The 24,981-nt window shown below is 67.7% G+C and carries 19 protein-coding genes, 2 tRNA genes and 1 riboswitch; of the genes, 13 read left to right on the forward strand and 8 right to left on the reverse strand.

Annotated features, from left to right (window positions below; genetic code table 11):
• The first annotated feature begins 207 nt into the window (after nt 1–207).
• The 6 genes from ACZ7SW_RS13360 (at nt 208) to ACZ7SW_RS13385 (ending at nt 8,125) form a co-directional block, all read left to right on the forward strand.
• Nucleotides 208–1,248: a 3-isopropylmalate dehydrogenase gene (locus ACZ7SW_RS13360; RefSeq protein WP_470230661.1), complete on the forward strand. Its 1,041-nt coding sequence runs from the start codon at nt 208–210 to the stop codon at nt 1,246–1,248.
• Nucleotides 1,216–1,380: riboswitch (cobalamin riboswitch) on the forward strand. Its footprint overlaps the gene before it by 33 nt.
• A gap of 978 nt (nt 1,381–2,358) precedes the next feature.
• Complete coding sequence (locus ACZ7SW_RS13365) at nt 2,359–3,405, forward strand: FecCD family ABC transporter permease (protein WP_470230662.1); 1,047 nt, start codon at nt 2,359–2,361, stop codon at nt 3,403–3,405.
• The gene (locus tag ACZ7SW_RS13370) at nt 3,406–4,194 is read left to right on the forward strand and encodes an ABC transporter ATP-binding protein (RefSeq protein WP_470230663.1); all 789 of its coding nucleotides are present in this window, start codon (nt 3,406–3,408) and stop codon (nt 4,192–4,194) included.
• Entirely contained in the window at nt 4,187–5,191 is a 1,005-nt protein-coding gene (locus ACZ7SW_RS13375; RefSeq protein ID WP_470230664.1) for an ABC transporter substrate-binding protein, read from the forward strand. Before ACZ7SW_RS13370 ends, ACZ7SW_RS13375 begins: the two co-directional genes overlap by 8 nt.
• A 210-nt stretch (nt 5,192–5,401) precedes the next feature.
• Nucleotides 5,402–7,072, forward strand: a complete 1,671-nt coding sequence (cimA, locus tag ACZ7SW_RS13380) for a citramalate synthase (RefSeq protein ID WP_470230951.1) — start codon at nt 5,402–5,404, stop codon at nt 7,070–7,072.
• 282 nt (nt 7,073–7,354) lie between these two features.
• The gene (locus ACZ7SW_RS13385; protein WP_470230665.1) at nt 7,355–8,125 is read left to right on the forward strand and encodes a fumarylacetoacetate hydrolase family protein; all 771 of its coding nucleotides are present in this window, start codon (nt 7,355–7,357) and stop codon (nt 8,123–8,125) included.
• A gap of 919 nt (nt 8,126–9,044) precedes the next feature.
• Here the strand turns inward: ACZ7SW_RS13385 and ACZ7SW_RS13390 are convergent.
• Nucleotides 9,045–10,283: an FAD-dependent oxidoreductase gene (locus ACZ7SW_RS13390; RefSeq protein WP_470230666.1), complete on the reverse strand. Its 1,239-nt coding sequence runs from the start codon at nt 10,281–10,283 to the stop codon at nt 9,045–9,047.
• A gap of 845 nt (nt 10,284–11,128) precedes the next feature.
• Between ACZ7SW_RS13390 and ACZ7SW_RS13395 the strand changes: the two genes are divergently transcribed.
• From ACZ7SW_RS13395 to ACZ7SW_RS13405, 3 genes are all read left to right on the forward strand, one after another.
• Complete coding sequence (locus ACZ7SW_RS13395; RefSeq protein ID WP_470230667.1) at nt 11,129–11,965, forward strand: HAD family hydrolase; 837 nt, start codon at nt 11,129–11,131, stop codon at nt 11,963–11,965.
• A 49-nt stretch (nt 11,966–12,014) separates the two neighbouring features.
• Nucleotides 12,015–12,086, forward strand: a tRNA-Gln gene (locus ACZ7SW_RS13400).
• Nucleotides 12,087–12,176: 90 nt separating this feature from the next.
• A tRNA-Glu gene (locus ACZ7SW_RS13405) sits at nt 12,177–12,249 on the forward strand.
• A gap of 714 nt (nt 12,250–12,963) precedes the next feature.
• Here the strand turns inward: ACZ7SW_RS13405 and ACZ7SW_RS13410 are convergent.
• Nucleotides 12,964–14,100, reverse strand: a complete 1,137-nt coding sequence (locus ACZ7SW_RS13410; protein WP_470230668.1) for an FAD-dependent monooxygenase — start codon at nt 14,098–14,100, stop codon at nt 12,964–12,966.
• Between ACZ7SW_RS13410 and ACZ7SW_RS13415 the strand changes: the two genes are divergently transcribed.
• Nucleotides 14,099–14,587, forward strand: coding sequence for a TetR family transcriptional regulator (locus ACZ7SW_RS13415; protein ID WP_470230669.1), 489 nt, complete (start codon nt 14,099–14,101; stop codon nt 14,585–14,587). The genes ACZ7SW_RS13410 and ACZ7SW_RS13415 overlap by 2 nt on opposite strands.
• On the opposite strand, the gene ACZ7SW_RS13420 is transcribed toward ACZ7SW_RS13415, so the two are convergent.
• From ACZ7SW_RS13420 to ACZ7SW_RS13445, 6 genes are all read right to left on the reverse strand, one after another.
• Nucleotides 14,584–15,084, reverse strand: coding sequence for a MarR family winged helix-turn-helix transcriptional regulator (locus tag ACZ7SW_RS13420; RefSeq protein ID WP_470230670.1), 501 nt, complete (start codon nt 15,082–15,084; stop codon nt 14,584–14,586). The genes ACZ7SW_RS13415 and ACZ7SW_RS13420 overlap by 4 nt on opposite strands.
• Before the next feature lie 157 nt (nt 15,085–15,241).
• On the reverse strand, nt 15,242–16,150 hold the full coding sequence (locus ACZ7SW_RS13425) for a glycine betaine ABC transporter substrate-binding protein (protein WP_470230671.1): 909 nt from the start codon (nt 16,148–16,150) through the stop codon (nt 15,242–15,244).
• Between the two features lie 33 nt (nt 16,151–16,183).
• Nucleotides 16,184–17,068 carry an ABC transporter permease gene (locus tag ACZ7SW_RS13430; RefSeq protein ID WP_470230672.1) on the reverse strand — a complete coding sequence of 295 codons (885 nt, stop codon included), beginning with the start codon at nt 17,066–17,068 and terminating at the stop codon, nt 16,184–16,186.
• Nucleotides 17,061–18,329: a quaternary amine ABC transporter ATP-binding protein gene (locus ACZ7SW_RS13435; RefSeq protein ID WP_470230673.1), complete on the reverse strand. Its 1,269-nt coding sequence runs from the start codon at nt 18,327–18,329 to the stop codon at nt 17,061–17,063. Before ACZ7SW_RS13435 ends, ACZ7SW_RS13430 begins: the two co-directional genes overlap by 8 nt.
• A gap of 715 nt (nt 18,330–19,044) precedes the next feature.
• On the reverse strand, nt 19,045–19,668 hold the full coding sequence (locus ACZ7SW_RS13440; RefSeq protein WP_452075716.1) for an HU family DNA-binding protein: 624 nt from the start codon (nt 19,666–19,668) through the stop codon (nt 19,045–19,047).
• Nucleotides 19,669–21,003: 1,335 nt separating this feature from the next.
• Nucleotides 21,004–21,705 (reverse strand): IclR family transcriptional regulator, encoded by a 702-nt coding sequence (locus ACZ7SW_RS13445; RefSeq protein WP_009074079.1) that lies wholly within the window; start codon nt 21,703–21,705, stop codon nt 21,004–21,006.
• 145 nt (nt 21,706–21,850) lie between these two features.
• Between ACZ7SW_RS13445 and leuC the strand changes: the two genes are divergently transcribed.
• From leuC to ACZ7SW_RS13460, 3 genes are all read left to right on the forward strand, one after another.
• On the forward strand, nt 21,851–23,275 hold the full coding sequence (leuC, locus tag ACZ7SW_RS13450) for a 3-isopropylmalate dehydratase large subunit (RefSeq protein WP_470230674.1): 1,425 nt from the start codon (nt 21,851–21,853) through the stop codon (nt 23,273–23,275).
• Nucleotides 23,276–23,298: 23 nt separating this feature from the next.
• Entirely contained in the window at nt 23,299–23,901 is a 603-nt protein-coding gene (leuD, locus tag ACZ7SW_RS13455; protein WP_470230675.1) for a 3-isopropylmalate dehydratase small subunit, read from the forward strand.
• Nucleotides 23,902–24,144: 243 nt separating this feature from the next.
• Complete coding sequence (locus ACZ7SW_RS13460; protein WP_470230676.1) at nt 24,145–24,792, forward strand: HU family DNA-binding protein; 648 nt, start codon at nt 24,145–24,147, stop codon at nt 24,790–24,792.
• The last annotated feature ends 189 nt before the right edge of the window (nt 24,793–24,981 follow it).

Genomic DNA, 24,981 nt, shown 5'->3' on the forward strand with positions numbered 1-24,981 from the left:
GAGACGCGGGGGCTTGTCCAGGCTGTCCGGCCTGGGCAAGCCCCCGTTTCCGTTCGCCCGAACGGGTGTCTCACCCTGTGGGAGGATGCGGCATAAGGGTGGTGCGGCTACGGCACCTTGTCTACGGCCGGTAACCTTCCGCTGCTGGCGTTTTTGTGCGAATGGGCCATCGGTGCGCCCGGTGGCCTGGGCTACGGAGGTGTGTGGATGCGGCTCGCGGTGATCCCAGGGGACGGGATCGGGCCCGAGGTGGTCTCCGAGGCGCTCAAGGTGCTCGGTGAGGTAGCACCGGCGGCGGAGATCACGAACTACGACCTCGGCGCCTCGCGGTGGCACGCCACCGGGGAGCTGCTCCCGGAGTCGGTGCTCGGCGAATTGCGCCAGCACGACGCGATTCTGCTCGGTGCGGTCGGCGACCCGACTGTGCCCAGCGGCATCCTCGAGCGCGGTCTGCTGCTGCGGCTGCGGTTCGAACTCGACCACCACGTGAACCTGCGCCCGGCGCGGCTGTACCCCGGGGTGCGCGGCCCGCTGGCCGACGCCGGGGACGTCGACATGGTCGTGGTGCGCGAAGGCACCGAAGGCCCGTACGCGGGCAACGGCGGTCTGCTGCGCAAGGACACCGAGCACGAGATCGCCACCGAGGTCAGCGTCAACACGGCCTTCGGCGTGCGGCGCGTGGTCGCGGACGCGTTCAACCGCGCCGAAGAGCGTCCGCGCAAGCACCTCACGCTCGTCCACAAGACCAACGTGCTGGAGCACGCCGGTTCGTTGTGGTCGCGGATCGTCGAAGAGGTTTCGCTGGAGCACCCGGACGTCACCGTCGCGTATTCGCACGTGGACGCCGCCACGATCCACCTGGTCACCGACCCGTCGCGGTTCGACGTCATCGTCACCGACAACCTCTTCGGCGACATCATCACCGACCTCGCGGCCGCGGTGACCGGCGGCATCGGCCTCGCGGCCAGCGGGAACCTCGACATCACGCGCCGGAACCCGAGCATGTTCGAGCCGGTGCACGGCAGCGCGCCGGACATCGCCGGCCAGGGTCTCGCCGACCCGACCGCCGCGGTGCTGTCGGTGTCACTCATGCTGGACCACCTCGGCCACAAGGAAGCGGCGCGGCGCATCGAGGCTTCGGTAGCGTTCGATCTCGCCACGCGCGACCAGTCGTCGCCGGGCGCGACCCAGGCCATCGGCGACCGCCTCGCGGCGCTGGTCTCCTCGAACGTCCGTCAGGTCGGCTGACCGCCTGAGCTTTTTCGGACCCCGCCGCGGAAGCCGGTCGAAATCCGGCGCTGACCCGCAACGGTAGGCCTTCGGCTCCTATTCTCAGGAGCCGAAGGCGAGCCCGATACCGGCGGAGGTTCCTCGAACCTCGTCCCCTCCCGTCGTGGTCTGCGGGAGACGACACTCCCGCCGTTGGCGGCTGCCGTCTTTTGCGGGCCCAATGTTTCGATTGGGTCGTCGCCGGTGGTGTCTGCGTCTTCGTCTTCGTCTGAAGAACGGTCTGCTTGTCCTGGATCCGTGGTTGGCGGAGCCGTGGATTCGCCAAGTTTTGGCGACGGCGGTTCTGGTGGGGTTTCGCCGCCTGTCGCCGATGGAGATCCGCCAGCGGTTCGCGGGGGTGGCTCGCTTTCGCCGTTGAGTGGCGAGAGTACTTCGGTGCCGTCTGGTGATGGTTCCCCGGCGGCTTGTTCTGGTGGGTCGGGTCCTTCGCCCTTTGGCGGAGAGGCTGGTTCTGGCCGTTCGCCATCTGACGGCGACGGTGTTCCAGACGTTTCGCCGCCTCGTGGCGATGGCGCATCGGATGGTTCGCGTTCAAGTGATGGCGGCGCAGATGGTTCGCCGTGTGACGGCGACGGTGCGTTCGCGGGTTCTCGTTCCGTTGGCGGCGGCGCGTCGGGCGTTTCGTCGTTGGGCGGCGACGGTGCTCTGGATGGTTCGGGTTCGTCCGGTGACGGTGCACCAAACGTTTCGCCGCTGAACGGTGAAAGCGGTTCAGTAGCTTCGCCGTCTAGCGGCAATGACGGCACGCCCGACCTAAGCCGACCGTGCGATGCGGCGGCAGGGGATTCGCCATCTGGCGGCAATCCGGTGCACCGTCGCAGCGAGCCACCGATCGACGAGCCACCGATCGACGAGCCACCGATCGACGAGCCACCGATCGACGAGCCGCAGCCCGACAAGCCGCAGCCCGACGAATCGGCTGGCCGCGAACTGGTTGGCTCCGGCGCTCACATCGTCTCGCCGTTGAGTGGCGAATCCGTGCGCGAAGGACCCGTTTCGCCGCGGACCGGCAAATCCGAGACCCAGCGGGTTGCGTCGCCGTTGAGTGGCGAATCCCAGGTCAGGGCCGTGGCCGTTCAGCGGCGACGGCCGTTGACGCCGGTGCTCCTCGGGCTCAGCGTTGCATTGCTCGGGTCGATTGTCATCGCAGTCGGGATCGGGACGGTGGCGGTGCCGGTCACTCACACGTGGGCCTTTCTCCGCGCTGGGTTGTTCGGCGGGACGATCGGTCCGGACGAGGTCGGGCAGTACCGGATCATCTGGGACCTCCGGCTTCCTCGCGTCCTGCTCGCGGTGGTCGTCGGCGCTGGGTTGTCGACGGTCGGCGTCGCGATTCAAGCCATGGTGCGCAACGCGCTCGCCGAGCCGTATGTGCTGGGGATTTCCTCTGGCGCATCCGTCGGCGCGACAGCTGTGACGTTGTTCGGTGTCTTCGCGTCGCTCGGGATCTACGCGTTGTCGGTCGGGGCGTTTGCGGCTGCGCTCGCCGCGACCTTGATCGTCTATCTCGTCGCCCGTACGCGGCAAGGGCTCACGCCGTTGCGTCTGGTGCTCACCGGAACGACGTTGTCCTACGGGTTTTTCGCGATCACCACGGTGATCGTCTTCCAAGCGCCGAACGGCGAGGCTGCGCGGTCGGCGCTGTTCTGGCTTCTCGGCAGTCTCGCCGGCGCGAATTGGGGCACGTTGCCGATCGCTGCGATCGTCGTGGTCTGCGGGGTTTTGTTGTTGCTGGCGCTGGCCGGCCGGCTCAACGCACTCGCCATGGGCGACGAAGCGGCGACGACTCTCGGCATCGACGTCGGGAAGCTGCGGGTCCTCCTGTTCATCGTTTGTGCTGCGATGACTGGGGTTTTGGTAGCAGTAAGCGGAGCGATCGGATTTGTCGGCCTGATCCTTCCGCATCTGGTGCGGCTGGTCGTCGGTGCTGATCATCGCCGGGTGCTCGCGGTCGCGCCGCTCGCTGGTCCGGTTTTCCTGGTGTGGGTGGACGTCGCGGCGCGGGTGCTCGCCGCACCCGAGGAGTTGCCGATCGGGGTGCTTACCGCGGCGGTCGGGGTACCGGCCTTCCTGCTCTTGATGCGCCGTCGCGCATACGTGTTCGGAGGCGCGTGAATGGACCTCTCGCTCAATGGCGTCAGCGTGACCGCGGCCGGCCGCAAGCTGGTCGACGACGTGACCCTCGAAGCTCGGCAAGGCCAATTCGTCGGACTGCTCGGTCCGAACGGCAGCGGAAAGTCGACGACTCTGCGCGCCGTCTACCAAGTGCTCAAGCCGTCAGCCGGAGCAGTCCTCGTCGATGGTCACCCGGTGGCCGACATGGCGCCGCGAAAGCGGGCACGCGCGATCGCCGCCGTAGCGCAGGAATCGCATGCGGAGTTCGACTTCACCGTCGCCGAAGTGGTGGCAATGGGCCGAATGCCGCATCACGGACTGCTCGACCGTATGAGCCCAGCCGACCATCAGTTGTGCGCCGCCGCGCTGGATCAAGTCGGCTTGGCCCACCTGGCCGGCCGAGGCGTGCTCACCTTGTCCGGCGGCGAACGGCAACGCGTGCTGATCGCGCGCGCACTCGCGCAGCAGCCGCGGCTCCTGGTGCTCGACGAGCCGACCAACCATCTCGACATCCGGCATCAGCTCGAAGTCCTGGCGCTCGCTCGCGCCAGCGGGCCGACGGTGCTGGCCGCGCTCCACGACTTGAACCTGGCCGCGGCTATGTGCGACATGGTGCACGTGCTCGACCACGGCCGCCTCGTCGCGAGCGGAACCCCTGCCGAGGTGCTCACGCCTGCTTTGCTCGCCGACGTGTTCGGGGTGCGCGGCCATGTGGTGCCGCATCCCGCTACGGGGCGTCCGCAGTTGTTGTTCGACCGGCTCGAGTCCCAGGAGGACAGTCATGCGTAGGACAGTCGCGTTGCTCGTGACGGTCGCCCTCGTCGCCACCGGATGCGGCGCTCAAGTGTCCGAAGGGGACAGTGGAGCGTCCCCGGCCGGATTTCCCGTGACGGTGACCAACTGCGGTTCGTCGTTGACCGTGTCCAAACCTCCTTCTCGGGTCGTTACGAATGACATCGGCATCACCGAGCTGATGTTCGCGCTCGGCCTGGGCGACCGGATGGCCGGTTACGTGGTCGACAAAGGACAGTCCAGCGGGGTGGCATCGTCGCCCTGGAAAGCCGATTTCGCCAAGGTGCCCAAGCTCGCGGAGAAGATCAACCGCGAGGTGGTGCAGGGCGCGGGAGCGGACCTCGTGTTCGCGGGCTGGAACTACGGCTTCTCGGAGGCAACCGGGTTCACCCCGGATTCCCTCGGGAAGCTGGGCATCTCCAGCTACTTGCTCACCGAGGCGTGCCGCAATGGCAATGGCAAGCAACGGGGGATCATGCGGCCGCTCGACGCGCTGTACACAGATATGCGCAATCTGGGGAAAATGTTCGGAATCAGTGATCGTGCAGAACGTTTGATCGAAGAGTACCGCGCACGGGTCGCCGCTGTCACGAACGCGGTGCCGGCCGGACGCCCGAAGACCAAGGTTTTCCTCTACGACGATGGCCGTGACCAGCCATTCACCTCCGGACGCAACGCGGGTCCGGACGAAATCATCACCAAATCGGGTGGTGCCAACATCTTCGCGGACCTCAACGACAGCTGGACGAGTGTCAGCTGGGAAGCCGTGATCCAGCGCGCGCCGGACGTCATCCTCATCAACGACTACGGCGGCGAGGTCGGCAGCGTGGCCGACAAGGAGAACTTCCTCCGCTCGCGCCCAGGCTTGCGCGACATCCCGGCGGTCAAGGAAGGACGCTTCTTCGCGTTGCCGTACGCGGCTTTGGTGGAGGGGCCGCGAAATGCGGCCGCGGTCGAAGAATTCGGCCGCTACCTGGCGAATCTGCCCGGCTGACGACTCTCAAAAGGTGGGAAGCTTCGCCCGGTGCTTGGAAGCCGGGCGAAGCTGTGGCATGATGTCCGGCATGACCGCCATCTCCATCATTATTGCCTTGCGCGCCGGATAGACGCTCCACAAGAGCTACCGGCGCGCAACCTCTCGCACCCATGCGGGAGGTTTTTTTGTTGCCTGGACCAGGTTCTGCCCCGCCACAAGGAGAACACCGTGACCCGCACGGAACCCGCCGGCACGCCGCTCGGCGATGCCTTCCACCTCTACGACACCACTTTGCGCGACGGTGCTCAGCGCGAAGGAATCACCTACTCCGTCACGGACAAATTGGCCGTGGCGCGGCTGTTGGACGAGCTGGGTGTCGGGTTCATCGAGGGTGGCTGGCCGGGTGCGCTGCCGAAGGACACGGAGTTCTTTTCCCGTGCGGCAAAGGGAGAATTGCCGCTCAAGCACGCCGCGCTCGTCGCGTTCGGATCCACGCGCAAGGCGGGAACGACGGCCGGCAAAGATCCGCAGGTCCGCGCGCTCCTGGATGCGGAGGCGCCGGTCATCACTTTGGTGGCCAAATCGGACCTTCGGCACATCGAGCGGGCGCTGCGGGTCGACGTAGACGAGGCGTGTGCGATGGTGCGCGACACTGTCGCGTTCCTTGTCAGCGAAGGGCGTCGTGTATTCCTTGACGCAGAACACTTTTTCGACGGCTATGCTTTCTCTCCCGAGACCTCGCTGCGGGTGCTCGACGCTGCGGCGCACGCTGGTGCGGACGTTCTCGTACTGTGTGACACCAACGGGGGACAGCTCCCGCTTGGGCTTGCCGAAACTGTAGGCGAAATCAAGGAAAAGACCGGATTCCGGCTCGGAATCCATTGTCAGGATGACACTTCCTGTGCCGTGGCGAACTCTGTCGCCGCGGTACAGGCCGGCGCGACGCACGTGCAGTGCACCGCGAACGGCTACGGGGAACGGGCAGGCAACGCCGATCTGTTCGCCGTAACGGGAAACCTCGTGACCAAGCTCGGAATGGAGGTCCTCCCGACCGGAGGCACCGCCGAGCTCACTCGCGTCTCCCATGCCTTGGCCGAAATCGCCAACCTCGCACCCGACACCCACCAGGCTTACGTCGGGTCGTCCGCTTTCGCCCACAAGGCGGGGCTGCACGCGAGCGCGATCAAGGTGGATCCGTTGTTGTACAACCACATCGATCCGTCTTCTGTCGGCAATGACATGCGGGTACTGGTCACGGAGATGGCCGGCAGGGCCAGTCTCGAGCTCAAGGGACGTGAACTCGGGGTCGACCTTGCCGGCCGGCCTGACGCACTCACGAACGCGGTGCGGAAGGTGAAGGCACTCGAATCGGAAGGCTGGTCGTTCGAGGCGGCCGACGCCTCGCTGGGGTTGTTGCTGCGTCGCGAGGTCGAGGAGGTTTCCGGCGAGAAGTCGGATCCGCCGCCGTTCGAACTTGAGTCGTACCGGGTGGTGCTGGACCACCGCCCGGACGGCGAAGTTGTTTCCGAAGCGACGGTGAAGGTGCATGTCGCGGGCGGGCGAGTCATCGCGACCGCGGAAGGGAACGGTCCGGTGCACGCCCTCGACGCTGCGCTGCGCCAGGCGTTGACGCCGTATCTGTCCTGGTTGGACAGCATGGAGCTGGCTGATTACAAGGTACGGATCCTGCCGTCGAACCCAGGTACCGACGCCGTCACGCGGGTGCTTCTCGAAACTAGTGACGGCGAACACGAATGGACGACGGTCGGCGTGCACGGCAACATCGTCGAGGCGAGCTGGCTGGCGTTGTGTGATGCGCTGGTCCACAAGAGCCTGGCGGTCGCGTCGGGGCGGGAGCAACCGGTAGCTGAGCCGGGGGTGGCTGCTGCGGGCGGGTGAACTGGGCCTTACGGATGCGTCGTGTTGGGACGTTTGCGCCTGATGTCCTTCGTGTGGTGGGTATTACGGCTCACAGTCGGGTCCATTGGCGACCGTTCGTGTTGGTGCTGTGGGGAGCGGTCGTTCGAGCGTCGTTCTTGCTGGTGTGAAGGGTCCTTTTGCGCCAGTGCTGTCACGGCCGGTTAGCTGGTGCGAGGGTCCCTCCGCGCGGAATCGAGCGAAGGGGACTGTCGCGCACGCTCGGGGTGCGCGACAGTCGGTGGGTATACGTAGACTGGCGTGGTGCGTCTAGCTCGTATTGCTCATCCCAGTGGTGTCGCGTTCGCTTCGATCGAGGGGGACGGCGACGATGCCCAGGTCCTGGAGATCGCGGAACATCCGTTCGGCCAGCCGAACTTCACCGGCAAGCGCTGGCCGCTGGCCGACGTCCGGCTGCTCGCGCCGATCCTGCCGTCGAAGGTGATCGCCGTCGGCCGGAACTACGCGAAGCACGCGGCGGAGTTCGGCAACGAGGTGCCGTCCGCGCCGATGCTGTTCATCAAACCGTCCACGACAGTGGTCGGGCCGAATGCTCCGATCCGCCGTCCGTCGGATATCGGCCGTGTCGACTTCGAGGGCGAGCTCGCGGTCGTCATCGGACAGCCGGTCAAGAACGTGCCCGCGGCCCGCGCGGCCAGTGCGATCCTCGGTTACACGGTCGCGAACGACGTGAGCGCGCGCGACCTGCAGAAGTCCGACGGCCAGTGGGGCCGGGCGAAGGGGTTCGACACCTTCTGCCCGCTCGGTCCGTGGATCGACACGTCGATCGACCCGTCCGATCTGGCGCTCCGCAGCGAGGTCGACGGCGAGCTGAAGCAGGACGGCCGGACTTCGGATCTCGTGCACAAGGTGCCCGAGCTGGTGGAGTTCGTGTCGAGGGTGATGACACTCCTCCCCGGCGACGTGATTCTCACCGGCACGCCGGAGGGAGTCGGCCCGATCGTCGACGGACAGTCGGTGTCCATCACGATCGACGGTCTCGGCACCCTGACGAACCCGGTGCAGGACCTCTGAGCTGGCTGTCGCCGTTGTGCGGCGAAAGTGGTTCAGCGGGTGGTTTCGGGCGTTGCCGTTTAGTGGCGAATCCCTGGTCGGGGTTGGTTTTCTGGCCGTTGGGGAGGGTCGGGGCGGTGGCTCGGACTGTTGCTGCTGAGTGGTGAGCGGGTGGCTGATGCCGGGATTGGCGGGCAGGTCGTGCCGTTGCCGCTGAATGGCGAATGGTGCCTGGAGCTCCGGTTGGGGAGCGGTTGGCGCTGTCGTCGCTGAGTGGCGAGTCGACTCGATGCTCGTGCTGGTGGGCCGTCGGTGCTGTTGCCGCTGAGTGGCGAGAAGTGAGTGGTGCTCGCGTTGGTGAGCAGTGGGCGCTGTTGCCTCTGAGCGGCGAGAGGTGACTTGGTGCTCGCGTTGGTGAGCGGTCGATGCTGTCGCCGACGAGTGGCGAATGGTGGCTGGCACCTGGGGTGGTGAGCGGTCGGCTCGCTGTTGTCGCTCAGCGGCGAATGGCGACTTCGTGCTTACCGCCGGTGAGTAGATGCTCTTGTCAGTGGGTGGCGAGAGCGTCGTTGATGCTTGGTTGGCGAGTCGTCGCGTTGCCGCCATCCAGCGGCGAAACTGCGGCGGGCGTTCGCTCGGCTGGTGGTCGGTGCTGTTGCCGATGGGTGGCGACGGCATCTGGGTGACGCTTGGCTGCCGAGCGGTGGGAGTCGTTGCCGTTCAGCGGCGAGGGAGGTCCGATGCTGAGCGGAGCGACTCGTGGTTGCCGTTTGGTGGCGTGAGTTGTCTGCGCCGGGTGGGCGGCGTCGCTATTGCCGGGCGGTGGCGAAACGAGTCGCCGGTGGTTGGCCATGGCCCACCGGCGGATGCTTGCGGTGGGTGGCGGGCGGTACGTCGCGGGCGAGAGGCGTTGCCGTTTGGTGGCGAATCGGCTGTTGTGTTAGCGGCGCGCCGGTTCTGCTGGGCGGCGGGCGAAAGCTGGGGCGGACTCGCGGCGGATGCCTACGCCGATGAGGAATGCTGGGACCCGGGACAGTTTCGGGAAGCGCTTGAGCAGCGTGATCAATTGAGACGGGGGTCCGTCGGCGCGGCCGGCCATCACGGGGCCCAGCACGCGGCGGTGAAGAAGGCGTTGCAGGCCCTGGACGGCGACGGTCGGCAGGAGGCGACGTCGGCGGACGGCGGTGAGGTCCTTCCCGGTCGGCTTGCCGCGGAGGAGCGGGTCGGCCAGTAGCCTCGCGGCGGCGACGGCGTCTTGCACCGCCAGGTTGATTCCGACGCCGCCTACCGGCGACATCGCGTGGGCGGCGTCGCCGATGCAGAGCAGGCCGTCGACGTGCCAGCGGTTCAGGCGGTTGAGGCGGACGTTGAGGAACTTGACGTCGTCCATGGACTTCAGTTCGTGCACTCGGTCGGCGAATTCCGGGCAGACCTCGGTGACGTCGCGGCGGAAGCTTTCGATGCCTGCCTCGTTCAGGTCTTTGCCCTTCGGCGTGAGGTAGGCGATCTGGTAGTAGCCCTTGCGCGGCAACGGCACCGCGAAGTGGCGCTTGGCCATCCTCGGCATCAACGTGGCTTCCCGCTCTTCGGGCTTGCGGGAAAGGCGGAACCACCAGGCGTCGAACGGGGTGTAGTACTCGCGCGGGGTGAGGCCGGCTGAGCGGCGGGCCAACGACCAGCGGCCGTCGGCGGCGATGACCAGGTTTGCCGTCAGCTCGCCTTCGGTGCCGTCGGCGGTGCGGTAGCGGACGCCGGTGACCCGGCGGCCGGAGCGGAGGAGGCCGGTCATCTCGGTTTCCAGGCGCAGGGTGAAGGTCGGTTCCTTCTGCGCGGTCTCGGCGAGCAGGTCGAGGAAATCCCATTGGGGGACCATCGCGACGTAGGGGCGCGGGACCTTCAGCAGCGACATGTCGGCGATGGTCAGCGGCTCGCCGTCGGGGGTCGGGAGGCCGACTGTGGTCACCTTGGTGTGCGGCAGTGCGTCGAACTTCTCGCCGAGGCCCAGTTCGTCCAGGAGCGCGAGGGTGGACGGATGGACGGTGTCGCCGCGGAAATCGCGGAGGAAATCCGCGTGCTTCTCCAGCACGGCCACCTCGATGCCTGCGCGGGCCAGGAGCAATCCCGCCACCATTCCTGCCGGTCCGCCGCCGACGATGACGCACCCCGTGTGCTCGGTCATCTTCCCCAGCTCCCTTTTATTCATCGTCTGTTGAATAAGTCGAGGATGCACCTGGGCGGACGGTGCGTCAAGTCGGCCGATGGGGTGTGCTCGTGGCTGTGGGGGCCGGGATGTGCGTTTGAGTGCCGTGGTCGAGGTGGGGTTGGCGAAGGCTTCGAGGGCGGAACTGCTGCTGGGAGTTCTATGGGGCGGTGGCGGCGGGTCGGGTGTGGCGGGGCGGCGCGGTTGGGGTGTGGCGGTTGGCGGGGCGTGGGCGGCGAAGTCGTGAGGTGGGAGTGGGGGAGGGGTTGTCCGGCTGGCCAGAGAGGGATCGCGGAGGTGGGAAGTGCGAACTGGCTGGTGTCGGCAGAGGAGTTGATGTTGCCGCGCGGGGCCGGAATGTGGGGAGTTTGCGTAATGGTGTGTGGTTCGCGTATGTGGATCTCGAGAGAGTGCTGGGGACGCTGCCGTTCGGATCGGAAAGAGCGGAGTACCGATATTTCTCGGGAAAAGATTTCGGGCGGTTAGCTCGGTGGCGGAACTTATGCGTGGTTGTTGTTGCTTTGGGGGCAGCGGTGTCCACAGGGGCATGCTCTGTGGCGGGAAAGGGTTGGGGCGACAGGGTTTCTCGACCGGAGCGCGAGGGAAGGCCGGCGCGAGGGGCTGAGGAGATCGTTCGGAATTTGTAAGTTCTCGGGGGAGTGTGGAGTAAGGGTCTTTCACCCGCTCGGCCCTCTGGGGTGGTGGTGAACGTCACCGGGCGGACACTTTGTGCACCGGCGGTAGAGCCGGTCAGCGGCAACGGCTCCGGGGTAATCACCTTTTTGGCCGCGTTGCGAACGCGGCGAGTGCCCTAGCCTCACGGGGTGGATTTCGCCCCGGCCGCTCTGTCGCGTGCTCGTACTGCCCCGCCGGCCGCTGCCGGCCGCGAACCGTGGGCACCTCCTGAGTTGAGCCTGGTTTGCCTCGACATCGATGACACGTTGATCGATTGCACCGCCGCGATCCGCCGCACCTTGCACGCGCTCACGGGGCGCGACGATCTCTGGCCGTTGTGGGACTTGATCACCGAGGAGCACGTCGCGCTCGTGGTCGCCGGGAAGCTCGGCTACGACGTGATGCATCACCGGCGTACTGAATGTTTTCTCGCCGAGTTGGGGATCTTCGGGGACACCGCGCAAGTAAGCGCGTTCGAGGCGCGCCGGCGGGAGATTTTGGCGCGGTCTTGGCGGTTGTTCGATGATGTTCTTCCCTGCCTTGAATGGCTGCGCGCGGCCGGGCTGCAGCTGGCCGCCGTGACGAACGCCTCAGGGGTTCATCAGCGGCAGAAAATCGCGGAACTCGGGCTCGCGCCGTTTTTCGACCATGTCGCGATTGCGGGCGAGGTCGGGGTCGCGAAACCCGATCCGGTGATGTTCCACTCGGTGTGCTTGGCGCTGGACTGCCCGCCGGAGCGCACGGTGCACGTCGGGGACAAGCTCGACACCGACGCCATCGGCGCGTTCGACGCCGGGCTCGGCGCGGTGTGGCTCGATCGCGACGGGACCAGTCGCACCGGCGAGCGCGCGCCGGAGGGGGTACACACGGTGACGGGCCTCGATGAGCTTCCTGAGCTGCTGGTTTCGGAGTACGCGACGGTCGGCGTCCCCGCCCCGCGAGCGGCGGGGACCCCCGCTGCGACGGTCCGCGGCGGGATGTTCTAGTATTTCTTCTCGTGCGGCACTGACCTGGGCAACCGGGAAAGTACCTCACTGGGGTATGGTGTAATTGGCAGCACGACTGGTTCTGGTCCAGTTAGTCTAGGTTCGAGTCCTGGTACCCCAGCTGCAGAGAGGACCCCCTCTCGGAAGTGCGAAATCGCTTCTGGTAAGTTCTCTCTCGCAAGAAAAGCCCCGGAAACGGGGAAGTTCCTAAGCCCCCGTCGTCTAGCGGCCTAGGACGCCGGCCTCTCACGCCGGTAGCGTGGGTTCGAATCCCATCGGGGGTACAGCTAGCCCGGTTGATCTTTTGATCAACCGGGCTTTGTTGCGTTTAGGGGAAGTCCGGGGCTGGTGGGGGATGAGGTTGGGGCCGCGCGGGGGTTGCGGTGGGTGGGGGTGTGCAGGGCCGCAGGGGCTGCGCTTGGGTTGCGGCAGGCCGGTGGCTGTGCGGTGGGCTGAGGGATCTTTGGGCTGGCAAGCCAGAGCTTGGATGGTGTGGGCGGGGACTGCGGCCAGCGAGGTGAGTTGGAGAGCTGTGGGCAGGGGACTGCGGCGCGTGGGCGAGCGGGAGCTGGGGATCGGCGCTGCGGTTAGTGGGTGAGCGAGATCTGCGCGACAGACACTGCGGCCAATGCGGTGAGGGGAAACTGCGGGCGGGCAGGGGCTGTGAGTTCCGGAGGGCGGGGACGGCGGGCCGGCAAGGCGCGAGTGCCGTGGATCGGGAGCTGTGGCCAGTGCGTCGAATGGGGCCTGCGGGCGGGCAACGGGCGAAACGAGCCGGGGTCTGCGAGGGGCGAGGTCTGAGGGCGAGCAACGGTTGAAAAGAGCTGCGGGCCAGCAAGCCGAGAATGAGGGCGAGCAACGGGCGAAAAGACCTGTGGGCCAGCAAAAGCCGAGAGCTGACAGCGGGCGATAGCCGGTGAGCGGCGGGCCCGCGACAAAGCAAGCAGCCACCGCACCTCCAAATTCACGCTCCGCGGGCAGGACAAAGACCGGCCAGCTCAAGCCTCCTGTGCACCGCCGAACATGGTTGCTGCGGTGCGGCCGTTGGCCTGGTTTTCCGTGACATACGGGCGGAGTTCGGCCTCATACTCAGCGAAAGCCTCCGGGCGATCCGAACGCGCCAGGTGACGGGCCAGCGAGCGCGCGCCGAGCAGGGCCTGCGAGGTGCCCATTCCCGCGGTGGGCGCGGCGCAATATCCGGCGTCTCCCAGTAGGGCGATTCGGCCGGTCGACCAGGTGTCCAAATGCACCTGTGCGCTTGAGCTGAAGTAGAAGTCCGCGGCCGTCGACATCGCCTCCAGCAAACGTGGGGTGTGCCAGGTGTCACCGGCGAAAGCGGCGCGCGTCGCTGTTTCCTGGTCGGCTCGGGGGAGGCGGTCCAGGGCTCCTGAAGGCGTTCCGAAGGACAGGCTCACGGTGAGAAGGTCTGGATTCGCTGAGTTGAACAGGTAGACCGCAGTGTCGTTGACGGCGCGGAGGAGTCCGCTGTGGTCCAGCCCCAGGAAGTTGGGCATGGTGAAGCCTGCGCCGGAGAGGCCTAGGTGTTGCAGCGCCGCAGAGTGCGGGGCGAAGGCCAGTTGGCGGACTTTCGAGTACACGCCGTCGGCACCGAAGACGAGGTCGTAGGTCTCTGTTGAGCCATCGGTGAGTTCGGCGGTCACGGCGGTCTCAGTCTGCGCGAGCGACGTGATCGAGGTGCCGAAGCGGTACTCGACATGATCGACAGTCAGGTCGTACAGCAGCTCGTTCAGGACGTGTTTCGGGACCTCCAGCTCACCAGCGAAAGCCTCGGCGGGGAGGTGGTCTACCTGGGTGCCGTCGCGGTCGACGATGGCGGTTCCGGTCATTTTCGTGTCGTGGCGGCGGACTGCGTCGAGGATGCCCAGCTCGGACAGGACATCGAAGGCGGCACCGCGGAAATCCACGGCGTAGCCGGTGTGCCGGAGGGTGGGGGCGCGTTCGACGAGCGTCACGCGGTGGCCGGAGCGGGTGAGGAATTCGGCGAGTGTCGTGCCAGCTACGCCCGCACCGGAGATGAGGACGTTCAAGGAGGTCATGGGGGAAACGTAGCGCGAATTTGTCCATTTGGTCAAACCTTTTGGATAAACCATACGGGCAAGATAGGCTGTCGCCATGGGCAATCGCGAGGATCTGCTGGCCGGGGCGAAGCGGTGCTTGGTCGAGCGGGGCTGGGGCAACACGACGGTGCGCGACATCGCGGCCGCGGCGGGGGTCAGTCACGCGGCGATCGGGTATCACTTCGGGTCGCGGGACGCGTTGCTGACGCAGGCGCTGGTGGCGGCGGTCGACGAGCTCGGCGGAGAAGTCGCGGATTCGTCGTTCGACCTGTCCGAGCAGGGGCTGAAGCGGATGATCGACAGCTTCGGCGAGCATCGGGCGTTGTGGGTCGCGCAACTGGAGGCGCTTGTGCGGGCGGAGCGGTCGCCGGACGTGCGCGAGCATCTTGTGCAGGGGCTGCGGGAGGCTCGCAAGGGGGTCGGCGGGGCGGTGCAGAGCGCGCTGGTGATCGGGCTGATGGTGCAGTGGCTGCTCGACCCGGAGGAGGCTCCGTCGGCGAAAGAGGTGACCGACGGGATTCGCACGGTGGCGGCGGAAATCTAGACCCAGACCGAGTCGGCTGGGTTTCCTGCTGGCGGTTCGCCGCCGGCTTCGGCGAATGCGGTCAGGGCGGCGACCAGGCCGCGGCGGGCCGATTCGGGCATTTTCTCCACGATGGCGGCGATTTCGCGCCGCCGCCGATGGGTGACGACGCGGACGATTCGGTCGCCCTCCTGGGTGAGTTCGATGACGACCTCGCGCCGCGACGACGGGTTGCCCAACCGGGCGACCAGCGCGACCGCGACCAGGCGGTCGATCATCCGGCTCGCGGTGGAGGGCGTGACGCTGAGATGTTCGGCGAGCGCGGCCTGTTTGAGCGGGCCGCGGGAATGCAGCACCACCAGCAGCCGGAATTGCGGCACCGTGATCAGATCGCCCGTCGAGGCGATGGACCGCGCGGACACGGCGACGAGCAGGCGGGAAGCGGTGAGCACGGCTTCGGTGACCGCGTCGACGTCGTCGGGTACGTCGGTGCGGGCAGGAATCGGCGCGCGAGACATGCGACCAGTGTGCCGTATCGCGCGGCGGATTCCGCTCGATAACGGGGCTGGGCAACGAATCAGGGGGAAGACGGCCTCATCAACTGCCCCGCGCGGTTGAAAAAGAAACGACCCCGCCGTCCCGGAGAACGGGAGGCGGGGTCGTTCCGGCGCCTGCTCAGAGACCGGCGAAAGCCTGGTCCACGAACTGCTTGTGCTGATCCGCCCACTGCTTCGCGGCGGTCTTTTCCTGGCCCTTCGGGGCCTTCTGGATCGCGTCCTCGAGCGAACCGAGGTCCTCGTCCGACATCTTCAGCTTCTTGGCCACGCCGGCGAGCGCCGGGAAGTCCTTCTCGAAGCCCTTGCGGCCCAGCGCGTGGATCTGCTCGCCCTTGCCCATGGCGCCCTTCGGGTCCTTGAGATCCTTGAGCTGGTAGCGCGAGTACGCCCAGTGCGGGTGCCACAGCGTCACGACGATCGGCTTCTTAGCCTTGATCGAACTGTCGAGCGCGGCCAGCATCGCGGTGGTCGACGAGTTCTGCAGGGTCAGCGCGCCGTCGAGGCCGTACTGCGGGATCGCGTTCTTCTGCACGATGCCGGTCTCGCCCGCGCTCGCCTCGATGCCGGTGATCTTGCCGCCGAACATGCTCGCCTTGTCCTTGAGGTCGGCGATGCTGTTGACGTCGCTCACGTAGTCCGGCACGGCGAGGTTGAGGGTCGCGTTGTCGTACCAGACGCCGAGGTCTTCGAGCTTGTCCTGGTACTGGTCCCAATACTGCTTGTGCGTCGCGGGCAGCCACGAGTCGAGGAACAGGTCGACGTCGCCCTTCGCGAGGCCCGCGTAGATCGGGCCGACGTCGAGCATCTGCGTCTTGACCTTGTAGCCCTTTTCTTCCAGCACCGCCTGGTACAGGTTGGTGAGAGCGACGTCCTCGTCCCAGTTGATGTAGCCGATGGTGACGCTCTTGGCTTCCTGGCTGTTGCCCGACTGGGACTCCCGGCCGCCGCACGCCGCGGTGAGGCCGACCAGGGCCGTCACGGCGGCGCCAAGGGCGAGGATCCGGCCGAAGCGTTTCGATGTGCGCACTCGTTCGTCCTTTCTCTTTGCGGTGAAGGTGGATCAGGCCGCGTCGGCCCGGCGAAGGGCGCGGCCCACCGCCGAGCGCGCCCCGAGCGAGGAGGTGAGCCGGTCGAGGTAGATGGCCAGCACGACGACGCCGAGACCGGCCTGGAAACCCAGGTCCAGCTTCAGGCTCGTGACCGCGGCGTACACCTCGGCGCCGAGCCCGGGCGCGCCGACCATGCCGGAGATCACGACCATGGACAGCGACAGCATGATGATCTGGTTGATGCCGGCCATGATCGACGGCATCGCGAGCGGGATCTGGATCTCCCGCAGGATCCGCCGCGGCGGCGAGCCGAACGCCTCGCCCGCCTCGACCATTTCCGGGTCGACCTGGCGGATTCCCAGTTCGGTCAGCCGCACGCCCGGCGGCAGCGAGAACACGACGGTCGCCACCACGCCCGGCACCGGGCCGATCGAGAAGAAGAAAATGACCGGGATCAGGTAGACGAACGCGGGCAGCGTCTGCATGAAGTCCAGGATCGGCTTCACGATCCGGCTCACCGTTTCGTTGCGCGCGGCCGCGATCCCGACCGGCACCGCGATCGCCACCGCGACCACGCCGGAAATCAGCACCTGCGAAAGAGTCTGCATCGCGGACGGGAATTCGCGCAGGCTGTCGATGAGCGCGAACCCGATCGCCGAGCCGAGGCCGAACTTCCAGCCGCGCAGCCACCAGCCGAGCCCGGCGAACACCACGACCAGCACCGGCCACGGCAGCCAGGTCAGCCCCGAGGCGAGCCCGGTGACCGCGCCGTTGACGATTTTGTCGACGAAATCGAAGAACGGGCCGATGTTGCCCTGCAACCAGTCGATGATCGCCTTGAACCAGGTGCCGACGGGAATCTGCGGCAGGTCGCCGACGAGGACGTTGTCAGACACGGGCGTTCACCTCCTGTGCGTCGTTTTCTCCTGTGCTCAGCGCGTTCAGCAGCGCCTCGCGGGTCACCATGCCGAGCAGCGCGCCGTCGGCGTCGACCACCGCGAGCGGCGCGGGCGCGGACGCGGCGTGGCCGAACAGGTCGGCCATCTGCGTTTCCGGGCCGGTGCGCGCGGCGGACCGGTCGACGATTCCGGAGATCGTTTCCGTGCCCTCGTCCGCGGCTTCGCTCACCGCGCGCCGGTCGACCGCGCCGGCGAACTTGCCGTCCTCGGTCACCAGCACGCCGGCGAGTTCGTTCCGGCGCATCGTTTCCAGCGCCCCGGCGGCCGTTGTGGCCGGGGTGAACGAGATTTCCGCGGGCGTCATCACGGCGGACGCGGTGAGCACCCGGCTGCGGTCGACGTCACGCACGAACTTCGCGACGTATTCGTCGGCCGGTTCGGTGAGCATCTCCTGCGCGGTCGCGACCTGCACGATCCGGCCGTCGCGCATCATCGCGATCCGGTCGCCCAGGCGCATCGCCTCGTTGAGATCGTGCGTGATGAACACGATCGTCTTGCCCAGCTGTCGCTGCAGGATCAGGAGCTGGTCCTGCATCTCCTTGCGGATCAACGGGTCCAGCGCGCTGAACGCCTCGTCCATCAGCAGGATCTCGGTGTCCGCGGCCAGCGCGCGGGCGAGGCCGACGCGCTGGCGCATCCCGCCGGACAGCTGACCGGGCAACCGGTCCTCCCATCCGGTGAGGCCGACCATCTCCAGCGCTTCGGCGGTGCGTTCGCGCTGCCGCTCGCGCGGCGCGTTCTGCACGCTCAGCCCGTAGGCGACGTTCTCCGCGACCGTGCGGTGCGGGAACAGCGCGAAGTGCTGGAACACCATGCTCATCCGCCGCTGGCGCAGTTCGCGCACCTCGGCCGCGGACTTCTCGGTGAGGTCGATGTCGTCCACCAGAACCCGGCCGGAGGTGGCCGGGAGCAATCCGTTCAGCGTGCGCAGCAGGGTCGACTTGCCCGAACCGGACAGCCCCATCACCACGAAAATCTCGCCGCGCTCCACGGTAAAGGAGGCGTCGATCACCGCCGCGGTCACGCCGGGCAGCTCCAATTCGGCGCGATCGGCGCCGTTCTCCAGCTTGCCGACCGCTTCTTCCGCCCGGCGGCCGAACACTTTGTACAGCTTCTCCACACGAACTATCGGCACAGTCGTCTCATGTTCTTCGCATTCGGGGTCCTTGCCGGGCGACATGATTGCATAGACCAACACTGATCGGAGCCGATCGCGCGACCGGTTCACCGATGACGGCCGGTTTTCGTGGCCCGGCACCCACTTTCGCGGGCGCGGCGCGCGCGCCCGCGAGACACCGGTGCGGCAGCGGGGAAAAGACGGTGTGCGCTGGCGAAACCAGTCCGGATTCGCCCGTTCGCCCGACTGGATTACCGGTGGGCGCCGTGCGTGGTTGTCACGTTCGCATAACAACCCGAAAGTCTGTTGTGGACCTTGCGTGGCCTGGGTGATCGCGGACACCCGACGGCCACGCAAGGTGGCGGACCGGGCACAGCAAGGAAACCCCGGCGACCGCTTCGCGCGGGCGTTCGCACTTGCTTGGGGGAACAGGTGATCGATCGGAGACGTGCGCGAGATGGGTGGTGTGATCGGGAAAACGCTGAGCCTTCCCTCGGTTTCCGTCGCGCTGCGCGGATATCGGCCGACGGGGACAATGCCCGCGGCGGAGGTGTCGCCTGGCCCACAGTCCGCCGATCCCCGGTGCGGAGCAAGCGTGCCAACGGATCTTGAGCGCGGTCGCCGAAACGCTCTTCCGCCGCTTCGAAATCGGTGGCGGCGCGGTCGAGTTCGCCGTCCCTGGCACCGGGCAGTGCCGGGCAGTGCCTTCAGGGCGGGAAAAAAGGGCAGAGATGCGACAAGCCCCGCCCGGGGAGAAGCCGGGCGGGGCTTGTCTTCAGATTCCGGAAAGCCGGAGTTACTTCTTCTTCGCGGCCGAGGTGCGCTTGGCCGGAGCCTTCTTCGCGGTCGCCGTGGTCTTCTTGGCGGCCGGCTTGGCAGCGGCCTTCGCCCGCGTGGTGGTGGCCTTCGGAGCCGCCTTGGCCGCGGTGGCCTTGGTGGCGGTCGCCTTGGCGCGGGTGGTGGTGGCCTTCGCGGCGGTGGCCTTGGCGGGAGCCTTGGCCGCGGTGGCGCGGGTGCGGGTGGCGGCCGGCTTGGCGGCGGTGGCCTTGGCGCGAGTGGTGGTCGTCGCCGTGGCGCGGGTAGCGGTCGCCTTCGCGGTGCTGGCGGTCGCACGCTTCACGGCAGTCGCCTTCGGCAGCTTCTTCGTGCCGGAGATGACGTCCTTGAACGTGGTGCCCGCGCGGAACGCCGGAACGTTGGTCTTCTTGACCCGCACGGCTTCGCCGGTGCGCGGGTTGCGAGCGGTGCGGGCGGCACGCGCGCGCTTCTCGAAGACACCGAAGCCGGTGATGGTGACCTTTTCGCCCTTGTGGACGGTGCGGATGATGATGTCGACGAGACCGTCGACGGCTTCCGCTGCTGCCTTCTTGTCGCCGATGCGCTCCGACAGAGCTTCGATCAGCTGGGCCTTGTTGGCCATTCCAGTTCCTCCAACCAGAACTTGTTTTATACGGCCATACAGGCCGAACGCAGTCATTATCACCCATAGACTTCGCAAGTCCAATCGGGACCTGCCTTTTTCGTTGCCGCGTCCGGGTTACTGACGACCCCCGCGAGGCTCGCGGCGCCGGATTCTTTCACTGGCCGGAAGACCCGCGAGAGTGCTTGCGGCGTCGGCAAAGTCGCATGTAGACACCCGCTGTCCTGCGGTTTTGCCTTTTCTTGAGGTTCGGCGGCGAGGCGGCGCGCGGCCGCTCGGAGGACCGGTGAGGCGGCCGGACGGTCTACTGAGGACGATCGAAAACCGCGCGAAAAAGGCTGTCCCCCACGGGCGTGGCGGAGAGGCGGGGTGCGGTGGGAGCCGAGCGGCAGGGGTGTTCCCGGGGTGCGGCGGCGAGGGGCTCGGCTGGCTGTCGTGCGGCTGGGTTTGCAGCCGATGGGTTCGATCGGGCCGGAGGACGGTGTCGTGGCGATGGCTGTGCCGGAGGAATCGCGCACGGGGGCGGGAACGTTCGCGACGGTGGGCTGTTGTTCGGCGGCGCTTGGGGCCCGGCCGGGGTGGGGCGCTTTGAGCGGAGTGGGTTCGGTGTATGCCGCGTCGGCGGCGAGGAGGTTGGCTGCCATCGGGCGGGAGACCGATGGCGCGACGACGGTTTCGGAGGAATCGCGTATCGGGGCGGAAACGTTCGCGACCCCGGGCTCGCGCTCAAGGCCTGGCGCGCTTTGAGCGGAGGGCGTTCGCCGTAAACCGCGGTCGCGAGGAGATCGGCTGCCCATCGTGCGCCCGGGTTCGCGGCTGATGGGTTCGATCGGGCGGGAGGCCAGTGCTGCGGCGACGAGGGTGCCGGAGGAATCGCGCACGGGGGCGGAAATGCTCGCGTTCGGCGGTGCTTGGGATCTGGCCGGGGTGGGGCGCTTTGAGCGGAGGGGGTTCGCCCTATGCCGCGTCGAGTGTCGATCGGCTGTGCGAAAAGGGCGCCTCCCGCCGGGGCGGCGGGAGGTGGGCTGGGGTTGGGGCGTGGTGGAAGCGGCGGGGAGGAGATCGACTGCCTGTCGTGCGCCCGGGTTTGCGGCTGATGGGTTCGATCGGGCGGGAGGCCAGTGCTGCGGCGACGAGGGTGCCGGAGGAATCGCGCACGGCGGGCGGAAACGCTCGCGTCCGGCGGTGCCTGGGGTTCAGGCGAGGCACCGCGCTTTGAGCAGTGTGCGTTCGCCGTATGGCCCCGTCAGCGAGGGTCGGCTGTGCGAAAAAGGCCGCCTCCCACCGGGGTGGCGGGGAGGCGGCCTGGGGTTGGGGCGTGGTGGGAGCGGGGCGTCAGAGGCGTTCCTGGAGGGCGTCGGCGGCGGCGAGGAGATCCGCCGCCCACCGGGCGCCGGGCTTGCGCCCTATACGTTCGATCGGGCCGGAGACCGACACCGCGGCGACGACGGTGCCGGAGGAATCGCGCACCGGGGCCGAAACGCTCGCGACGCCCGGCTCGCGTTCGGCGACGCTTTGCGCCCAGCCGCGGCGGCGCACTTCGAGCAGAGTGCGTTCGCCGTAAACCGCGTCGGCGAGGATCGTTCGCTGGGTGTGCGGATCCGACCACGCGGCAAGGACCTTCGCGCCCGAGCCCGCCGTCATCGGCAGCCGCGAACCGATCGGAACCGTGTCGCGCAAACCGCTCGGCGGTTCCGCGGTCGAAACGCACACGCGCTGCACGCCGTCGCGCCGGTAAAGCTGAACGCTTTCGCCGGTGATGTCCCGGAGCTTCGGCAGCACCGAACTCGCCGCGTCGAGCAACGGGTCGGTCGAACCGCCCGCGAGTTCGGCGAGCGCGGTGCCCGGCCGCCAGCGCCCGTCGGGCCCTCGCCGCAACAGGCGATGCACTTCGAGCCCGACCGCGAGCCGGTGCGCGGTCGCGCGAGGAAGCCCGGTGCGCGTGCAGAGTTCCGCCAGCCCGCACGGGTCCTCGGCGACGGCCTGCAGCACGGCCACGGCTTTGTCCAGTACTCCGATACCGCTATGCTGTCCCACGACGCGATACTATCTTCCCGCACTGTGGGAAGTCCAGAATCTGGGAAAAACGAAACCCGGAGCCGCGGACAGCCGCGGCTGCCCCCTCCTCACCGGCACTGTCCGGGTTCCGTGCTCCCGGCCGATCCCGTGGAAGGAGCCGGAGATGACCAGCCCCACCGGCAAGGCTCGTACGCTGGCGGAGAAGGTGTGGGAAAGCCACCTCGTGCGCCGAGGCGAAGGCGCCGAACCGGATCTGCTCTACATCGACCTCCACCTGGTGCACGAAGTGACCAGCCCGCAGGCGTTCGACGGACTGCGGCTGGCCGGGCGGCCGGTGCGCCGCCCCGACCTCACCATCGCCACCGAGGACCACAACGTCCCCACGGTGGACATCGACCTCCCGATCGCCGACCCGGTGTCGCGCACCCAGGTCGACACGCTTCGCCGCAACTGCAAGGAGTTCGGCGTCCGGCTGCACCCGATGGGCGACGCCGAACAGGGCATCGTGCACGTGATCGGACCGCAGCTCGGGCTGACCCAGCCCGGCACCACCGTGGTGTGCGGCGACAGTCACACCTCGACGCACGGCGCGTTCGGCGCGATGGCGTTCGGCATCGGCACTTCCGAGGTCGAGCACGTGCTCGCCACCCAGACGCTGCCGCTGCGGCCGTTCAAGACGATGGCGATCAACGTCGACGGCACGCTGCGGCCGGGCGTCACCGCGAAGGACGTGATCCTCGCGGTGATCGCCAAGATCGGCACCGGCGGCGGGCAGGGTTACGTCCTGGAGTACCGCGGCAAGGCCATCGAAGAGCTGTCGATGGAAGCCCGGATGACCATCTGCAACATGTCGATCGAGGCGGGCGCGCGCGCCGGCATGATCGCGCCGGACGAAACGACCTTCGCCTACCTCAAGGGCCGTCCGCACGCGCCGAAGGGCGAGGACTGGGACGCCGCGGTGGCGAACTGGCGCGAGCTGCGCACCGACGAGGGCGCGGAATTCGACGCCGAGGTCCACCTCGACGCGGACCAGCTGACGCCGTTCGTGACGTGGGGCACCAACCCGGGACAGGGCCTGCCGCTGGGCGATTCGGTGCCGGACCCGGCCGCGATCGCCGACGAGAACGCGCGCTTCGCCGCCGAGAAGGCGCTGTCCTATATGGATCTGGAGCCGGGCACCCCGCTGCGCGAGATCGCCGTGGACACGGTCTTTCTCGGCTCCTGCACCAACGGCCGGATCGAGGACCTGCGCGCCGCGGCGGAGGTGCTGCGCGGGCGGAAGGTGGCCGATTCGGTCCGGATGCTCGTGGTGCCCGGTTCGATGCGGGTGCGCAAGACCGCCGAGGAGGAGGGCCTGGACAAGATCTTCGCCGAGGCGGGAGCCGAATGGCGGCAGGCCGGTTGCTCCATGTGTCTCGGGATGAACCCGGACCAGCTCGCCCCCGGCGAGCGCAGCGCGTCCACCTCCAACCGCAACTTCGAGGGACGGCAGGGCAAGGGCGGGCGCACGCACCTCGTCTCGCCGCTCGTGGCCGCCGCCACCGCCGTGCGCGGGACGCTGTCCTCGCCCGCCGACCTGCCCGCCTGACTTCCCCGAGAGGAGCTCCCACCATGGAACCGTTCACCCAGCACACCGGGATCGGGGTCCCGCTGCGCAGGTCCAACGTGGACACTGACCAGATCATCCCGGCCGTCTACCTCAAGCGCGTGACCCGCACCGGATTCGAGGACGGGCTGTTCGCCGCCTGGCGCGCGCAGGAGGACTTCATCCTCAATCAGGAACCGTTCTCCAGCGGCTCCGTGCTCGTCGCCGGACCGGACTTCGGGACCGGTTCGTCGCGCGAGCACGCCGTCTGGGCGTTGATGGACTACGGCTTCCGGGTCGTCATCTCGTCCCGCTTCGCCGACATCTTCCGCGGCAACTCCGGCAAGGGCGGCCTCGTCGCCGCGCAGTGCGAGCAATCGGATGTCGAACTGCTCTGGAAGCTGCTGGAGAACGAGCCCGGCACCGAGGTCTCGGTGGACCTCGAAGCCAAGACCGTGCGGGCCAAGGACTTCACCGCGCCGTTCCAGATCGACGACTACGTCCGCTGGCGGCTGCTCGAAGGACTCGACGACATCGCGCTGACTTTGCGCCACGCGGGGGACATCGACGCGTTCGAGTCCCAGCGCCCCTCCTGGAAGCCCGCGACGCTTCCCGCCGCGACCTCCTGACCTGCGCCGCCGGGGCGCGGATTCCCTGCTCGGAAAGGGAATCCGGCCCCGGCGGATCCCCTGAACGCCCACACCAAACGGAGCCTCCCCGGACCGGAATCGGGTCCTTCGGGAGGGCGGAACCGTTCCCGCCGCAAGGGAAAATTTCGCGTGCCGTTTGGAATTTGTGCTGTCTTGGTAATACCGTGTGCGTTAGTCGGCCGACCTGGCCGTGGACGAAGAGTTCTTCTTGGAGGGACTGGAATGGCCAACAAGGCCCAGCTGATCGAGGCGCTGTCGGAGCGTCTGGGCGACAAAAAGGTTGCTTCGGAGGCCGTCGACGGTCTCGTCGACATCATCATCCGGACGGTCAACAAGGGCGAGAAGGTGAACATCACCGGCTTCGGGGTGTTCGAGAAGCGCGCTCGGGCCGCCCGCACCGCGCGGAACCCGCGCACGGGCGAAACCGTGCGAGTGAAGAAGACGAACGTTCCGGCGTTCCGCGCGGGCACCACGTTCAAGGACGTGATTTCCGGTTCGAAGAAGCTGCCGAAGGCCACGGCGGCGAAGCGGGCCACCGGCACCACCACCGCCGCGCGCGCCACGACCACCCGCGCCGCGTCGACGACCGCCACGCGCAGCACCCGTGCCACGGCGGCGAAGCCCGCTGCCACGCGCACCCGGGCCACCGCGGCCAAGGCTCCCGCCAAGGCGACCGCGGCCAAGACGACTACGCGCGCGACCGCCGCGAAGGCCACCACCACGCGCGCCAAGGCGGCCCCGAAGGCCACCACGACGCGGGCGAAGGCAGCCGCCAAGCCTGCCGCCAAGACCACTGCGGCAGCGAAGAAGACCACGGCCGCGGCCAAGAAGGCCCCGGCGAAGCGGACTTCGGCGGCCAAGAAGAAGTAGCCCCGGTATTCGTTGCTTCGCGGCAGGGCCCCGACCTCGGGTGAGGTCGGGCCCCTGCCGCGTTTCGGGCTTCTGCGGGGCTTGATCGGCTGAACGGGCGGAAATCGGTGCGGTGGGGCGGGTTGGCGGGCGGGGGTTTGCTGAGGTGTTGCGGTCCTGTAGTGGCCCGAGGGGATGGAAGTGGGTGGG

The sequence above is a fragment of the Amycolatopsis sp. NPDC114484 genome, assembly GCF_055633755.1.

Excerpts from the sequence above, each read along its gene's own strand:
- ACZ7SW_RS13420 (WP_470230670.1), bottom strand. The coding sequence starts at position 15,084 with ATGTCTCGCGCGCCGATTCCTGCCCGCACCGACGTACCCGACGACGTC.
- ACZ7SW_RS13390 (WP_470230666.1), bottom strand. The coding sequence starts at position 10,283 with ATGACCGAGCACACGGGGTGCGTCATCGTCGGCGGCGGACCGGCAGGA.
- ACZ7SW_RS13375 (WP_470230664.1), top strand. The coding sequence starts at position 4,187 with ATGCGTAGGACAGTCGCGTTGCTCGTGACGGTCGCCCTCGTCGCCACC.
- ACZ7SW_RS13415 (WP_470230669.1), top strand. The coding sequence starts at position 14,099 with ATGGGCAATCGCGAGGATCTGCTGGCCGGGGCGAAGCGGTGCTTGGTC.
- ACZ7SW_RS13410 (WP_470230668.1), bottom strand. The coding sequence starts at position 14,100 with ATGGCGACAGCCTATCTTGCCCGTATGGTTTATCCAAAAGGTTTGACC.
- ACZ7SW_RS13370 (WP_470230663.1), top strand. The coding sequence starts at position 3,406 with ATGGACCTCTCGCTCAATGGCGTCAGCGTGACCGCGGCCGGCCGCAAG.
- leuD (WP_470230675.1), top strand. The coding sequence starts at position 23,299 with ATGGAACCGTTCACCCAGCACACCGGGATCGGGGTCCCGCTGCGCAGG.
- ACZ7SW_RS13440 (WP_452075716.1), bottom strand. The coding sequence starts at position 19,668 with ATGGCCAACAAGGCCCAGCTGATCGAAGCTCTGTCGGAGCGCATCGGC.
- leuC (WP_470230674.1), top strand. The coding sequence starts at position 21,851 with ATGACCAGCCCCACCGGCAAGGCTCGTACGCTGGCGGAGAAGGTGTGG.
- ACZ7SW_RS13360 (WP_470230661.1), top strand. The coding sequence starts at position 208 with ATGCGGCTCGCGGTGATCCCAGGGGACGGGATCGGGCCCGAGGTGGTC.
- ACZ7SW_RS13460 (WP_470230676.1), top strand. The coding sequence starts at position 24,145 with ATGGCCAACAAGGCCCAGCTGATCGAGGCGCTGTCGGAGCGTCTGGGC.